We start from the raw sequence: 12632 nt of genomic DNA on the forward strand, positions 1-12632 counted from the left end.
CGCAAATACACTGTGACATCAGCTGCGCCGTCGAACCAGCCCTATTCCACTCAACTAAAGCGTTCGAAATCGGTCGCCATCTATTGCAGCAATCCTGCGCTCACACGCGTACAGGGTGCGGCTGTTGACACCGTAAATAGTTGTTTCACATCAATATTCGGACCATCTTGGCAATTCGTCCGAGGCCTTGATCAGTTCCACAAAAAGCGGGGCGCATCGTCCCTCAGCGACAATGCGCCCCGCAGCTCGGGGATGTTCACGCCCGGCAAGGCCTGAAGAACAAGAAACCGTGTCTCGAACTACTGCTTGTGGCTACTGATCAGCGAGCCACAGCCCAGCCGTCAGCAGGGAACCTTCACCGTACATCTGGATCCCCCCGACATCCTCGGATGCGATCGCAGTCTGCGATGTGCGCAAGTAGAAGATGGCCGGCGCGATCTCGGCAAGGCGCTCCGACACTGCTTCATAGGCCGCTTTGCGATCCTCGGCAGACGCGCCCGTGCGTCCTGCGACAAGCGCCGTGTCGAGCTGATCATCCTTGATACCCGACGAGTTTCGAGGCGAAGTGCTGTAGAACGACCGGAACAACGACGGCTCGGGATCAATGAAGTTCGATGCTGCCACCATCATGTCGTAGCCCTTCTCCCCGTATATACGGCCCGACTCTGCCCAGTCCACGCGATTGACCGAAACGTCGACGTTGTCGTACTGACTGAGCTGGGCCTGAACCGCCTGGGCAACCAATTCCTGTCCAGGGAACGCCGTGAACGTGAAGGTCAGGGGGTGGCCTTCAGCGGCGAACTGATCAAAAAGGTCCTGTGCCTTGGCCTTGTCGTAGGTATGCAAGGGTGTGTCCGTGTAGAACTGGTTTTCCTCCGGGAACAACGTGTCGGCAATAATGCCTGAACCCTTCCCCACTGCGAGCTCCAGCCCCTCCAGGTCGATTGCCGCACTGACCGCTTGACGCATCCGAACATCGTCGAACGGAGCTCGTGTCGTATTCAGCGCGAGGAATGTCCCGCCGGCCATCGGCATCGACTGAACCTGGAACCCGGCAGTCGACGCCTTTTTCACAACCGACCAATCGGCGGCCTGCACCAGATCGGCTCCACTGCTCACCACCGAATTCAGTCGCTGCTCTTCATCTGCCGACGAGGTGAGCGTGATTCCGTCCAGATACGGCCTCGGTGCGTCCCAGTATCCCGGGTTCTTGACCAGTTCGATCTTCCCCGAACGGGTCCAGTTCTTCAGGGTGAACGGACCTGCTCCGATCGGATTCGCGTCGAAGGCCTGCGCCCCTTGTGCCAGTGCAGCCGGGGATGCAATCCAGTTCATCGCTGTGCGCGAAACCTGATTTGCATAGGCCGGAGTCGGCTGCGTCAAAGTAACTTTCAGAGTTTTCCCGTCAACAACCTCCGTCGACTCGACCAGCGCAGCGTCAGGGGTGGAGTTGGAACCGAGTGACTTGTCCTTGAGCCGATCCCAGTTGTATTTCACTGCATCCGACCCCAGCGGGGTCCCGTCGGAAAATGTAAGGCTGTCACGAAGCTCGAGCACGAAGGTCTTGCCACCATCGCCGGTCGAAAAGTTCTCAGCCATCGAGTACATGGTCTCGTCGGTCTGCTCGTTGCCATACATCAGCGTTCCGTACAGCGAGTTCCCGAGCATGCCTTGACCCTGCAGATTATTCTGAAGAATCGCGGGGTCGAGGTTGCGAGGCTCGCTCAACATCACCGCGCGGACGGTACCGCCCGTAACGGGATCACCTGACGGGCCGGAGTTTGCCGAGGACGAGGAACCAGCGGCGCCACCTCCGCATGCCGACAGCGCCAGAGCAAGGGAACACACTGCGCCAAGCATCGCGAGTCGTGTCTTTCGGAACATCATGGTCCTTTCTAGGTCTAACTCGGAGGTTGCGAATATTACTGGGCTGCAGCTAATTTCATGCGATTGCATTCTTCTCACTCAGCGTCGATACGGGACGCGCACGCGCAAGCCAAACCTGGGGAATGCTGTGAGCAAGCGCGCCGGCAGTCATGCTCGTCCTCTTCTCGGTAGGCGAAAGCGGCCGAGAGCCGCTGAGGGACAACCCGAGGGGGATGCAGCCGCCTCGACCTGACCCATCTCCGTCAAACTAATCGAGCAGCATTGTGTGGGTCCACAGTCATACGCGAAACCTATGCTTGCATAAAGTGACGACCGTCATAGTTTTCCCGGCAGTCGCAAACGCTCCCGACGACACCACGCGAAATTCGTTCAACTAATGATGCGTCCGTGCCACTGGATTGAATGTACTTGCGGAAGATAGCGTCACGAAACAGTTTCCGGCTAACACCCCTGGCACACCTAACGGTTCGCCGTCACCACCCGGTCTCTGCACAGAAGCCCAGTCCTACCTGCGGCCAAGTTTTCACAGACACCCGCACATCGGGAGAATAGAGGATCCATGTTCATTGTCGATTCGCAAATCCATATCTGGAAAGACGAAGCTCCGGATCGTCCGTGGCTTCCGGGTGCGCGTGAGCGTATCCGTTTGAACGGTCATCGGGAGGAGTCGTTCAGCTACGAGGAAGCTCTCGGGTTGATGGACGAGGCCGGTGTCGATCGTGCACTGATCTTGCCGCCGTCCTGGGAAGGTGACCGCATCGATTACGCGCTGGAGGCGTGTGAGGCACATCCGGATCGGTTCGGCATCATGGCTCGTATCCCGCAGAACAAGCCCGTCGAGGGTGCGGCGATGATGAAGGATTTTGCGCAGAATCCGCATGTGAAGGGGACGCGGTTGACGTTCCACCGTCCGCAGGACCGTAACTGGATGATCGACGGCACCAACGACTGGTACTGGCCTCTGGCGGAGGAGTTGGGTATCAAGACTATGGTGCATGCTCCGGTGTGGAAGGCGGAGCTCGGTGAGATCGCGGGCAAGCATCCCGAGCTCAAGATCATCATCGACCACATGGGCATCATGGCTCGGTGTGTCGACGACGCGATCGGGTACTGGGTCAAGGAGACCGCGGATCTGCATGTGCACCCGAATATCTTTGTGAAGGTGTCGGCGATTCCGGGGTATTCGACCGAGCCGTTCCCGAATCTCAATATCGCGAAGTACGTTCGGGAGATGGTGGACGCGATGGGTCCGGAGCGTTGTTTCTTCGGTACCGACATCACGCGTTTGCTCGGTCACGGGTTGACGTGGACGGACACGGTCGAGCAGTTCACCGAGCATTTCGATTTCACCGAGCAGGAACTCGAGTGGATCATGGGTCGCGGTATCGCAGAATGCCTCGACTGGCCCATCTCCGAGCCGGCGACACAGGGGTCGCTGCAGGCTTCGGGCAAGTAGCCGTAAATCGACTGCAGTACAACAGAACAACTCCGCGAAGAGAGGCCAGACATGCCAAGCCCGATAAAGATCGATCCCGCAGCACTCCGGGACTATGTCCGAGATCTTTTCCAATCCCGTGGTGTTTCAGCTGACGATGCCGGCACCATCGCCGAGGTACTGGTCTGGGCAAATCTGAGGGGCGTGGATTCCCACGGAATCGCGCGCGTTCCGCGATACCTCGAATTGTTCGGGACCGGAGAGGCGAACGCCGAGCCGAATATTGTCGTCCACAACGAAAAGGGCGCTCTGGCAGTGGTTGACGCCGATCGGGCGGCTGGCCCCGTTGCCCTCACCCGTGCTGCCGACATAGCGATTGCTCAGGCTGCACAATTCGGCGTCGGCTGGGTGAACGTGCGTCGAACGGTCCACACCGGCGCACTTGGCTACTACACCAATCGAATTGCTGAAAGCGGTCTGATCGGCATGGGTCTCGTCGCAGGCATGCCCAACATGGGTTACGAAGGCGCGGCAGGCGCATCTGTCGCAACCAGTCCGCTCTCCATTGCCGTTCCGGGCACCGGTAAGTATCCGACGGTTGTGCTCGACATGGCCACTGCGGTAATCGCACTCGGCAAGATTGCGCAATTCAAGAAGGCCGGCAAAGACCTCCCGGTCGGTGCCGCGACCACATCCGAAGGAGTTCCCACTACCGACCCTGCTCTGGCCAAGATTCCACTTCCCGTGGGCGGAGCCAAGGGTTCCGGCATGTCCTTGATGTTCGAGTTGCTGACCAGCGCGCTCGTCGGTGAGCCCATCTTGCCCAACTTCCATTCCGGCGTTCCGGGTGGCAAGAAGCACCGGCAGAACGCCGCAATCATCGCGATCGATCCCAACGCGGCCGTGGCGGTGAACACCTTCAGCTCCGACGTCGATGCGACCATCGAGACCATCCGATCTCTTCCCGTAGCAGAGGGTTACGAGCGTGTCATTCTGCCCGGACAGCGTGGAGCCGAGACGTTCGCCGACCGTAGCCGAGACGGCATTCCGGTCCCTGAACCACTCTGGAATGAGCTGAAGACAGCCGCGGAAACGTACAGCATTACCTCTCCCACGGTTGCGGCGCGCTGACGCGTCCAACAGCGAATCAGGAAGTCCGGCAGTTGTCATCAACTGCCGGACTTTCTGTTTCACTTGTTCACTAGCGCAAACTGTAGAATATCGGGCACCGAAGTTATGTCCCCATTTGATCTTCGGCCGACAGATGCTCGACTTCGATACCCGTATCGAAGAAAGTTCGTGTTACGCGAGATGCGGTGTAAACCCAGAGGATTCGCATGGGCTTGTCCCCCGTATTGCGAAACGCATGCACCTTCGGACTCGGAATGTACGTCGTGTCGTAAGGAACCAACGGAGTCACTACTCCGTCGACCTCAACCTCTCCCTGGCCTTCCAGAAGCGTCACCTGCTCGTCGCAGTTGTGCGAGTGCTTCGGAGCGCCACCACCCACTGGATAAACACTCATACCCGACGTGATCAGTGCCTCTCCGTCGCTGGAGGACTTGGTCACCAGTGGCACCGTTTTCACGGACCCTCCGCGATCCATAACTTCGACGTCTTCCACTTTCACAATCGTCGTCATACCAACTCCTTGCGTTTCGCCTGTGCTGCATCATGTGACGCACTGCTCCTATTTAAGCGTGCACCAACGCATTTCATCGCGACGATTCCTGCAGCCTAATATTGACTGTCCAGGTGCGAGGCAGATCGAGGGCGCCGGCCGCAGTGAAATCCCCGTATGCCGCTGCTGGGGGATAATGACAGTACCTGTCATACCCGCCCGAACATCCCTACGGTGAAAAGCATGACCGAAAATACGATCACTCTCAACAATGGCGTGGAAATGCCGGCCATCGGGCTGGGCGTTTTCCAGACCCCACCGGACGTCACGATTTCCGCGGTCGAGTCGGCCCTGCGTACCGGCTACCGGCACATCGATACTGCCGCCGCGTACTTCAACGAACGTGAGGTCGGTGAAGGTATCGAGCGTTCAGATGTCAACTCCGACGAGGTGTTCATCGAAACCAAGGTCTGGATCAGCGACTACGGTTTCGAGACCACCCTGCACGCGTTCGACAAGGCGACGGGCAAGCTCGCCGTCGACCAACTCGACCTTCTTATCTTGCACCAGCCGCTGTCCAACCGTTTCGACCTGACCCTCGACGCCTACCGGGCGCTGGAGAAGCTACTCGCCGACGGCAAGGTCCGGGCCATCGGAGTCAGCAATTTCATGCCCGCACACCTCGACCGACTCTTGGCCGAGACAACCGTCGTACCAGCCGTGAATCAGATCGAACTTCACCCGTACTTCCAGCAGAAGGAACTGCAGCGCCTCCACGCCGAGCACGGCATCGTGACGCAGGCCTGGTCGCCGATCGGCGGCATCACCTCCTACGGCGGCGGCGAGAAGAGCACCTTTGACGATCCGACTTTGCTCGATATCGCTGCGCAGCATGGTAAGTCGGCAGCCCAGGTAATGCTGCGGTGGCATCTGCAACAAGGTCGCTCCGCTATCCCGAAGTCGACAAAGCCAACCCGCATCGCCGAGAACTTCGACGTCTTCGACTTCGATCTCACCAGCGACCAGCTTGCTGCGATCGACGCCCTCGACACCGGCGTACGCGGTGGACCCGATCCCGACAGCATCACACTCGAGAACTACGGCCGGGAGATCCCGGAGGCCTAATGCTTGCGGTGCACCTTTATTGGCCGCCCGTGGTCAACAGAGGCGCACAATTCAATTGCGCATCAGGCAGATTGAACAATGATTAAACGGGACGCGTTTCGGGAAGGCGTACATAATGGCCACATACAGAGTGATAAATCCCGCAGGTGATGTCATAGATACCCGTGACATCGAGAGCGCCGACGACGCACACGCGTGGTTCGTGGACGTGTGCGCCGACAATTCGGAGCTCGGGTGGCGCATGGAGGTAGGACACGGAGGAGACGAATGGTCCTTCTTCGACGACAGCGAAGGTACATCATCACGCTGAGCTCGAAGTATGAACGGAGGAAGTGAGAGCAATGAGTGAGTTGCTGAAAGGAAAGCGGGTTGCCTTCCTGGCAGCCCCCGAAGGCGTCGAGCAAGTTGAACTGACAGATCCCTGGGATGCAGTTCGTTCGGAACATGCTGAGCCTTCGCTTATTTCACTCGAGCAGGGAACAATCCAGGCATTCAATCATCTGGACCGAGGCGATGTTTTCGACGTCGACGATGTAGTCGAATCAGCGTCGACATCGGACTACGACGCCCTCGTACTACCTGGAGGAGTCGCAAACCCGGACTTCCTCCGCATGAACAAAGAGGCTGTTGCGTTCGTCCGCAGTTTCTTCGATGACGGAAAACCTGTCGCTGTAATCTGCCACGGACCGTGGACGCTCGTCGAGGCCGACGTAGTGAATGGTCGGACGCTCACGTCGTGGCCCAGCCTGCGCACCGACATCACGAATGCCGGCGGCAGTTGGGTCGACCACGACGTAGTTGTGTGCACGAACGGACCGAACACCCTTGTGTCAAGCCGGAAACCCGACGACCTCCCGGCCTTTTGCTCGAAGCTGATCGAGGCGCTCTCTGCCTAGCGTGTCGATTCAGGCACCGACGCGATCTGCTGCCTTGTCGTGACCTTCTTGACGAGCGCAGTGAGCGCAGCAGTACATAGTGTCGTCCGCTTCGACGCCGTGGCCGAGAATGCGACACCCACAGTGCGCGCACTGTGGCGCCATTGCCTGGGCGGCGCATTCGAAGCTGTCGAAGGTGGCAGTGCGTTCGCCACGCGTGACTGTAAACGTCTTGTCGTACTCGTTACCGCACGTTTCGCAGGTAGCCATGAGCATCTCCTTCGTCAGAAGCCGTCAGTGCTCTCGACGGCATGTCTGATCGTGGTACCCAGACTCGGTCCGACGTATCCTCTATGGAAGCTTCACCCCCAGTAACACTGAGACCAAATCGCTTTCACACCAACGGTCGAGGAACCGAGCGATTTCGACCCACTGTCCGCGTGGTGAGAACTCCGAGAACGCATTCGATCCGGTCGGTCGATTTCGTCGGCGATCTCGAGCCCACACGGTTCGCCGGAAGGAGATCGGGTACCTCCTGAAAATGACGACACGACCACCCCGGCATCCGCCTCCCCCCGTCTCCACCCACGACAGGTCCAGCATGGACGATCTGTTGCAGACTATGACGCGAGCGGTGAACACACTGGCAAGAGCTGAAATTCGATTTGCTGTTGCGGGCGGTTGTGCCGTGTATGCACGCGGCGGACCACCATCGGGGCACGATGTCGATATCTTCCTGCGCAAGCAGGACGTGACTCCGGCATTGCACGCACTACGCGAGACCGGAATGAAACCGGTTAACCCGCCCGAGGATTGGCTGGCAAAGGTGTACGACAGCGACGTACTCGTCGACCTTATTTTCTCTGCCTCAGGGCGCGACATCACCGACGAGTTCCTGGACCGGGCAACGTCTATGCGGGTCGGTTCCGCTGTCGCACCCGTCGTCGGCGCGACGGACTTGATGATCGACAAACTGAACGTCCTCGATGCTCACCGTTGCGACTTCGTTCCCATGCTCCAGATCGCGCGAGATTTACGAGAGCAAGTCGACTGGCCGGAAGTTGTCGACCAGACACGAGCCTCGCCGTATGCGCGGGCCTTTCTTGGGCTCCTCGACGATCTCGAGATTGCTTCGACAAAATAGGCAAGCGAATGGAGGCAGAGAGGATGAAGGCAGAAGAGCAACTTCCGCAATACCTGGTGGCACACATCAGACGAGCTTTCGCCGAAGATCCACGAACATCGGAACTCGGTGTGCGGGTGACGATCCGAGGATCGAAGATCTACCTCAGCGGTGAGGTGAACAGTCTCACCCGAAAGCGGGAACTAGAATCGGTAGTCACGGAGTTGGCCCCCGACATTACCGTCTGCAACGACATCCATGTCGTGAGTTCTGCTGAACCACAATCTGATTACGAGGACTTACAGTGATCCGGGTCGCCGCGGTCGGCGATGTGCATCTCGGCGCAGATTCACACGGCGAGTTGCGGCCTGCACTCGACATGGTATCCACCCATGCGGACGTCTTGTTGCTAGCCGGCGATCTCACCCGGCACGGAGGCCGGGATGAGGCGAAGGTTGTTGCCGACGAGTTCGCAGACCTGGGAATCCCGGTAATCGCCGTGCTCGGAAATCACGACTACCACAGCAATGCCGTCTCAGACATTACGAATACGCTTACCGCGCAAGGGATTTCTGTTCTGGAAGGCGAATCTGTCACCATCGACATTGCCGGACAAACATTGGGGATTGCAGGCACCAAAGGATTTGGTGGTGGATTCGCAGGTAAATGCGCCAGCGTGTTCGGAGAACCACAAATGAAGGAGTTCGCCGGCCATACTGTCGACGTCGCCGAACGCTTCCGATCAGCGGTGTCTTCGCTCCAGGCAGATATCCGCGTCGCACTACTGCACTACTCGCCGATCAGCGACACCCTGCACGGTGAACCGCCCGAGATCTACCCCTTCCTCGGGTCGTATCTCCTCGGCGAACCTATCGACGAGTTTCAACTCGATCTGGCACTCCACGGGCACGCTCACGCCGGAACCGAGCGTGGCACAACCCCTGGCGGGGTGAGGGTGCGCAATGTTGCACAACCAGTTATCCGAGCAGCCTATGCCGTATACGGTCTCGGGTGCGCGGATTCCTGACTTCGAACCGCGAGGAGGCGTCGCACCAGGTCATCCCGGGCAGGCGGGGGTGACCATGTCGTAGATCCGTTTTGCTTGATCCTGAGTGGGTTCATTGCCGTTGTGTGTAGCGAGCGTTCGGATTTCATCCGTGACCTGCTGCTCGTCCACTCCGTTCGCAATGTCGTCGCAGGACTGGAGAACGATGAGCTCGATGCTGCTGTCGTCACGATCTTGCGTCAGTTCCGAGTAGCCGGCTCGAAAAGCGAAAACAAACGAGGCAAGTTTTGCTTGATCGATCATTCCCAGATCAGTCGGTGACGCCGTCGGCTCACTCTCATCTGTTCTCTGCGCCGGCGATCTGGTGGTTTGCTGCGTAGCGTAATCATTACCGTCACTAGTGGATTGGTCGGTATCGTCACTACCGCACGCGACGGCAGAGACAACAGCGCAGGCGATCGCGACGGATGCAATGGTCTTGTTCATGTCTTCTTCTCCTCGATTCGCGATTCGTGATCGCCTGGTCAACGAGTGCGGTCGTGTGACGATTCGGTGATCGGCAATGACGTGACTACCGCCTTGTCCACGTGCACCTCTGGAGACAGCACTTGGAGTGGAAGATCGTTCTGAGGATCGGGTACCGCGGAGAGATGCTGAAGGATGACACCTTCGCGTAGGGCCCATGGGCTCACATCGATCGAATCGACATCGAGGGCGTAGAGCGTCTCATCGGCCACGATCGCGCCTGCAAGAATCTGGTGAGCGCGCGATCGCGCCACGCCCTGCAGTTTGGCACGACGATCGGTGGTCATAGTGGCCATCCGTGCAACCCATCCGTGAAGATCCTTGCGCGACAATGTGCGTCGCACAAATGGCCCCTTTCGCTGGGCCGGCGCTCCGGCCAGTCGTGCCAATTGCTTGAAGGTCTTCGACGTGCCGACAACTCGCTGCGGTTTCCCTTCCCAGAGAAGGCGATCCGCTGTCTCACGCAGGGACGAACGTACGTACCGACGCAGTTCTTTGACCTGCTTAACCGACGGCGGATCCGTATCGAAGAAGGTGCGAGTCAATCGCCCAGCGCCGAGTGGAAGTGAGACCGCCAACTCCGGAGCGGCATCGCGCCCCAGCGTGATTTCCATTGTCGTGCCGCCGATATCGATGTCCAGCAATCTGCCGGCGCACCAGCCATACCAGCGGTGCACGGCAAAATACGTCAAACGTGCTTCCTGCAGGCCGGTAAGAAATTGTGGACGTAATCCACACTCCGCGGCCACACGATCCAGAACTTCCTCCCGGTTCGCCGCATCGCGGATCGCGGCAGTGACAAAGAGATAGATCTGATCAACCTCGTAGTGCCGCGCAGCCTCCAGCGATTGCGTCACCGCCTCGCATACCCGCTCGATTCCGTTGCCGTCCAGACACTGGCTGGCATCGATCGACTCAGCCAAACCTGTTGCCGCCTTAAGTGCATGCAGCGGCAGTGGCGGCGCCCCTGCAGTCGCTTCCACGATCTGCAGTTGCGCTGAGTTCGAACCGACGTCGAGAACACCGAGCCGCATACACTAGCGAGTACCCCGACCACGAGAGCCAAACATCGGATCCGTTTCCCCTCAGCAATCCAGGCGGTGGCGCCTGGTCCACTCGACGATTGCGGACGCAATGGCGTCGGGCCGATCCTCGGGTGCGAGGTGGCCGGCGCGGCCGCATTCCATGACATCGAGGTGGGCGATATTCGATCGACCCCATTCGATCTCATCGTCGCCGATCATGAGGAGTTCAGACGGGCCGTTGAACGTCATCAGGAGTTTCGGCACATCGCTACTTCCCGCGAGCCACTCTCCGTACGACGCCACCCGCGTGTGTACGTCCGCCGGGGTGCCTTCGATGGGGAATGCCCGCGGCCAGGCAAGCAGTGGCCGGCGACTCTCGGATGTGGGGTACGGAGCACGATACGAAGCCGCATCGCCGTCCGAGAGTCCGCTGAGCACGGTCTTGTCGAGAGCAACCTCGAGAAAGAAGTTCTGTTCGAGCACCTTCGCCTCACCTGTTCCGGGAGTGCGCAATGCCTCGACTCGCGCCCTGGCGCCACCCGGAAAATGTTCGGCCCACGTCATCGGACGGAGGATCGTCTCGAGGAAGGCGACCCCGCGGACGCGATCGGGATGCCGCGCAGCCCAGTCGAATGCCAGTGCCCCGCCCCAGTCGTGTCCGACGAGCACAACATCGTCGAGTTCCAAGGCGTCGAACCAGGCGTCGAGGTAGCGGGCGGTGTCTACGAAGCCATAGTCGATCGCGGGTTTACCGGACTCTCCCATCCCGATGAGGTCGGGGGCGAGAGCGCGGCCGAGGGCACTAACCGACGGCAGAATATTCCGCCACAGGTACGACGACGTGGGATTACCGTGCAGCAGCACGAACGGCGGACCGTCACCCGATTCCCGATGAGCCATTTTCGAGTCGAGCACAGGCGTGATGGGCATGACGTCTCCTCAAAATAGTTTCCATGTACTCTATTTTCAAATAGTAGCCATGTACTCTATTTTCATGCAAGACCGCGAATCATGGACAACCGGAGCACTCGTCTGGCACCTGAGCCTGCGCTGGCGCGCGGGAGTCGACCGTGCGCTCGCCCATCTCGGCCTCACGCACGCTCAATACTCGGTACTCGCACCCCTTCACAGCCTTGTCCGTGCGGGCGAAAGACCGAGCCAACGCGAACTCGCCGAACAGACTGGACTGCAACCGATTTACATCTCCAAACTGGTACGCGCGCTGGAGCGCAGCGGCTTCGTCTCGAGCGAACGCGATACCCGCGATGCGCGCGCTGTTCGTCTCGATCTCACCGAAGAGGGTCACCGAACTGCCTTGCAAGCCAAAGAGATCGTTCGCCAGCTGGACCACGAGAACACACATGCCCTCGGAGGTGAGGGCGGCCGCGAAATCGCAGAACTCCATCGAGCCCTCGTCGCACTACTCGACGCGACCGATGCAGCTGACGAATAGGCCGTTCATCGATCATCGTGCGAAGTTCGAAGTTGGCTCCACCGAAGAGCAAAAACGGACATACTAAACTTCATGAACATTCGATCTGCAGTTCTCTACGCCGCAATCGGCAAGGCCAGCGGGTTTCGCAGCGCAGTCGGGATCACCACGTTCCTGGTGCTCAGATTCCGGGGCACACGCTACGAACGACTGTCGATCGGTGGATCCGTCGTTGCAATCGGTGGCGAGTTCGTCATGGACAAACTCCCGACGACACCATCTCGGCTCGCGCCTCCGTCCTTGACCGCACGAGCTGCAGCCGGGGGCGCCGCCGCCTACGCGATTGCTCGGGCCCAGAGCGAACCCGTCGCCCCTGCCATCGCAATCGGCGCCGCCTCGGCGGTGGCAGGCTCGTATGCAGGCCACGCGTACCGGGGGTGGGCATCGAAGCGAGTTCCGGCACTGGGAGCAGCCCTCGTCGAGGATGCAGTCGCCCTCGGAATGGGAGCGGCCGTGCTGGGCCAAGTGTGATACTCGATTGCGTCCGCCGACTGATCGCACTGGAAGATGACAGTTCG

At 59.4% G+C, this 12632-nt stretch carries 16 protein-coding genes; 10 read left to right on the forward strand and 6 right to left on the reverse strand.

Going from position 1 to position 12632, the window contains the following annotated elements:
* Positions 1-312 precede the first annotated feature (312 nt).
* Positions 313-1884, reverse strand: coding sequence for an ABC transporter substrate-binding protein (locus CJ178_RS19650; RefSeq protein WP_045066795.1), 1572 nt, complete (start codon positions 1882-1884; stop codon positions 313-315).
* Between the two features lie 562 nt (positions 1885-2446).
* Between CJ178_RS19650 and CJ178_RS19655 the strand changes: the two genes are divergently transcribed.
* Both CJ178_RS19655 and CJ178_RS19660 read left to right on the forward strand, forming a co-directional pair.
* Complete coding sequence (locus tag CJ178_RS19655) at positions 2447-3343, forward strand: amidohydrolase family protein (RefSeq protein WP_045065739.1); 897 nt, start codon at positions 2447-2449, stop codon at positions 3341-3343.
* A gap of 51 nt (positions 3344-3394) precedes the next feature.
* A complete protein-coding gene (locus CJ178_RS19660; RefSeq protein ID WP_045065741.1) occupies positions 3395-4453 on the forward strand; it encodes an Ldh family oxidoreductase in 1059 nt (352 codons plus the stop codon).
* Positions 4454-4556: 103 nt separating this feature from the next.
* On the opposite strand, the gene CJ178_RS19665 is transcribed toward CJ178_RS19660, so the two are convergent.
* Positions 4557-4964, reverse strand: coding sequence for a cupin domain-containing protein (locus CJ178_RS19665; protein ID WP_045065744.1), 408 nt, complete (start codon positions 4962-4964; stop codon positions 4557-4559).
* Positions 4965-5186: 222 nt separating this feature from the next.
* Between CJ178_RS19665 and CJ178_RS19670 the strand changes: the two genes are divergently transcribed.
* From CJ178_RS19670 to CJ178_RS19680, 3 genes are all read left to right on the forward strand, one after another.
* Positions 5187-6068, forward strand: a complete 882-nt coding sequence (locus CJ178_RS19670) for an aldo/keto reductase (RefSeq protein WP_045065747.1) — start codon at positions 5187-5189, stop codon at positions 6066-6068.
* Between the two features lie 115 nt (positions 6069-6183).
* Positions 6184-6378 (forward strand): hypothetical protein, encoded by a 195-nt coding sequence (locus CJ178_RS19675; protein ID WP_092804825.1) that lies wholly within the window; start codon positions 6184-6186, stop codon positions 6376-6378.
* 31 nt (positions 6379-6409) lie between these two features.
* Positions 6410-6964 (forward strand): type 1 glutamine amidotransferase domain-containing protein, encoded by a 555-nt coding sequence (locus CJ178_RS19680; protein WP_045065749.1) that lies wholly within the window; start codon positions 6410-6412, stop codon positions 6962-6964.
* A 9-nt stretch (positions 6965-6973) separates the two neighbouring features.
* On the opposite strand, the gene CJ178_RS19685 is transcribed toward CJ178_RS19680, so the two are convergent.
* Positions 6974-7213, reverse strand: coding sequence for a hypothetical protein (locus tag CJ178_RS19685; protein ID WP_095888060.1), 240 nt, complete (start codon positions 7211-7213; stop codon positions 6974-6976).
* A 331-nt stretch (positions 7214-7544) separates the two neighbouring features.
* Here CJ178_RS19685 and CJ178_RS19690 point away from each other — a divergent pair, with 331 nt between their 5' ends.
* Genes CJ178_RS19690 through CJ178_RS19700 form a run of 3 tightly spaced genes read left to right on the forward strand, consistent with a single transcriptional unit; the run spans position 7545 to position 9093 of the window.
* On the forward strand, positions 7545-8087 hold the full coding sequence (locus tag CJ178_RS19690) for a nucleotidyltransferase (RefSeq protein ID WP_233365555.1): 543 nt from the start codon (positions 7545-7547) through the stop codon (positions 8085-8087).
* 23 nt (positions 8088-8110) lie between these two features.
* Complete coding sequence (locus CJ178_RS33325) at positions 8111-8374, forward strand: BON domain-containing protein (protein ID WP_045065752.1); 264 nt, start codon at positions 8111-8113, stop codon at positions 8372-8374.
* On the forward strand, positions 8371-9093 hold the full coding sequence (locus tag CJ178_RS19700) for a metallophosphoesterase family protein (RefSeq protein WP_204368958.1): 723 nt from the start codon (positions 8371-8373) through the stop codon (positions 9091-9093). The genes CJ178_RS33325 and CJ178_RS19700 overlap by 4 nt, the downstream gene beginning before the upstream one ends.
* 30 nt (positions 9094-9123) lie before the next feature.
* Here the strand turns inward: CJ178_RS19700 and CJ178_RS19705 are convergent, their stop codons facing one another.
* The 3 genes from CJ178_RS19705 to CJ178_RS19715 are packed head-to-tail and all read right to left on the reverse strand — an operon-like array spanning position 9124 to position 11552.
* Entirely contained in the window at positions 9124-9558 is a 435-nt protein-coding gene (locus CJ178_RS19705; RefSeq protein ID WP_095887441.1) for a hypothetical protein, read from the reverse strand.
* 38 nt (positions 9559-9596) lie between these two features.
* Entirely contained in the window at positions 9597-10631 is a 1035-nt protein-coding gene (locus CJ178_RS19710) for a Ppx/GppA phosphatase family protein (RefSeq protein ID WP_095887442.1), read from the reverse strand.
* Between the two features lie 51 nt (positions 10632-10682).
* Positions 10683-11552: a haloalkane dehalogenase gene (locus CJ178_RS19715; protein ID WP_095887443.1), complete on the reverse strand. Its 870-nt coding sequence runs from the start codon at positions 11550-11552 to the stop codon at positions 10683-10685.
* A 64-nt stretch (positions 11553-11616) separates the two neighbouring features.
* Here CJ178_RS19715 and CJ178_RS19720 point away from each other — a divergent pair, with 64 nt between their 5' ends.
* Positions 11617-12075 (forward strand): MarR family winged helix-turn-helix transcriptional regulator, encoded by a 459-nt coding sequence (locus CJ178_RS19720; RefSeq protein WP_095887444.1) that lies wholly within the window; start codon positions 11617-11619, stop codon positions 12073-12075.
* Between the two features lie 72 nt (positions 12076-12147).
* Entirely contained in the window at positions 12148-12585 is a 438-nt protein-coding gene (locus tag CJ178_RS19725) for a hypothetical protein (RefSeq protein ID WP_257013266.1), read from the forward strand.
* The last annotated feature ends 47 nt before the right edge of the window (positions 12586-12632 follow it).

This window comes from Rhodococcus sp. ACPA4, assembly GCF_002300185.1.
GTDB classification, from domain to species: domain Bacteria; phylum Actinomycetota; class Actinomycetes; order Mycobacteriales; family Mycobacteriaceae; genus Rhodococcus_F; species Rhodococcus_F globerula.

Bases quoted from the DNA above. Each gene is read 5' to 3' on its own strand.
- CJ178_RS19725 (WP_257013266.1), top strand. From the start codon at position 12,148: ATGAACATTCGATCTGCAGTTCTCTACGCCGCAATCGGCAAGGCCAGC.
- CJ178_RS19655 (WP_045065739.1), top strand. From the start codon at position 2,447: ATGTTCATTGTCGATTCGCAAATCCATATCTGGAAAGACGAAGCTCCG.
- CJ178_RS19720 (WP_095887444.1), top strand. From the start codon at position 11,617: ATGCAAGACCGCGAATCATGGACAACCGGAGCACTCGTCTGGCACCTG.
- CJ178_RS33325 (WP_045065752.1), top strand. From the start codon at position 8,111: ATGAAGGCAGAAGAGCAACTTCCGCAATACCTGGTGGCACACATCAGA.
- CJ178_RS19675 (WP_092804825.1), top strand. From the start codon at position 6,184: ATGGCCACATACAGAGTGATAAATCCCGCAGGTGATGTCATAGATACC.
- CJ178_RS19715 (WP_095887443.1), bottom strand. From the start codon at position 11,552: ATGCCCATCACGCCTGTGCTCGACTCGAAAATGGCTCATCGGGAATCG.
- CJ178_RS19670 (WP_045065747.1), top strand. From the start codon at position 5,187: ATGACCGAAAATACGATCACTCTCAACAATGGCGTGGAAATGCCGGCC.
- CJ178_RS19690 (WP_233365555.1), top strand. From the start codon at position 7,545: ATGGACGATCTGTTGCAGACTATGACGCGAGCGGTGAACACACTGGCA.
- CJ178_RS19660 (WP_045065741.1), top strand. From the start codon at position 3,395: ATGCCAAGCCCGATAAAGATCGATCCCGCAGCACTCCGGGACTATGTC.
- CJ178_RS19685 (WP_095888060.1), bottom strand. From the start codon at position 7,213: ATGGCTACCTGCGAAACGTGCGGTAACGAGTACGACAAGACGTTTACA.
- CJ178_RS19650 (WP_045066795.1), bottom strand. From the start codon at position 1,884: ATGTTCCGAAAGACACGACTCGCGATGCTTGGCGCAGTGTGTTCCCTT.
- CJ178_RS19665 (WP_045065744.1), bottom strand. From the start codon at position 4,964: ATGACGACGATTGTGAAAGTGGAAGACGTCGAAGTTATGGATCGCGGA.
- CJ178_RS19705 (WP_095887441.1), bottom strand. From the start codon at position 9,558: ATGAACAAGACCATTGCATCCGTCGCGATCGCCTGCGCTGTTGTCTCT.
- CJ178_RS19710 (WP_095887442.1), bottom strand. From the start codon at position 10,631: ATGCGGCTCGGTGTTCTCGACGTCGGTTCGAACTCAGCGCAACTGCAG.
- CJ178_RS19680 (WP_045065749.1), top strand. From the start codon at position 6,410: ATGAGTGAGTTGCTGAAAGGAAAGCGGGTTGCCTTCCTGGCAGCCCCC.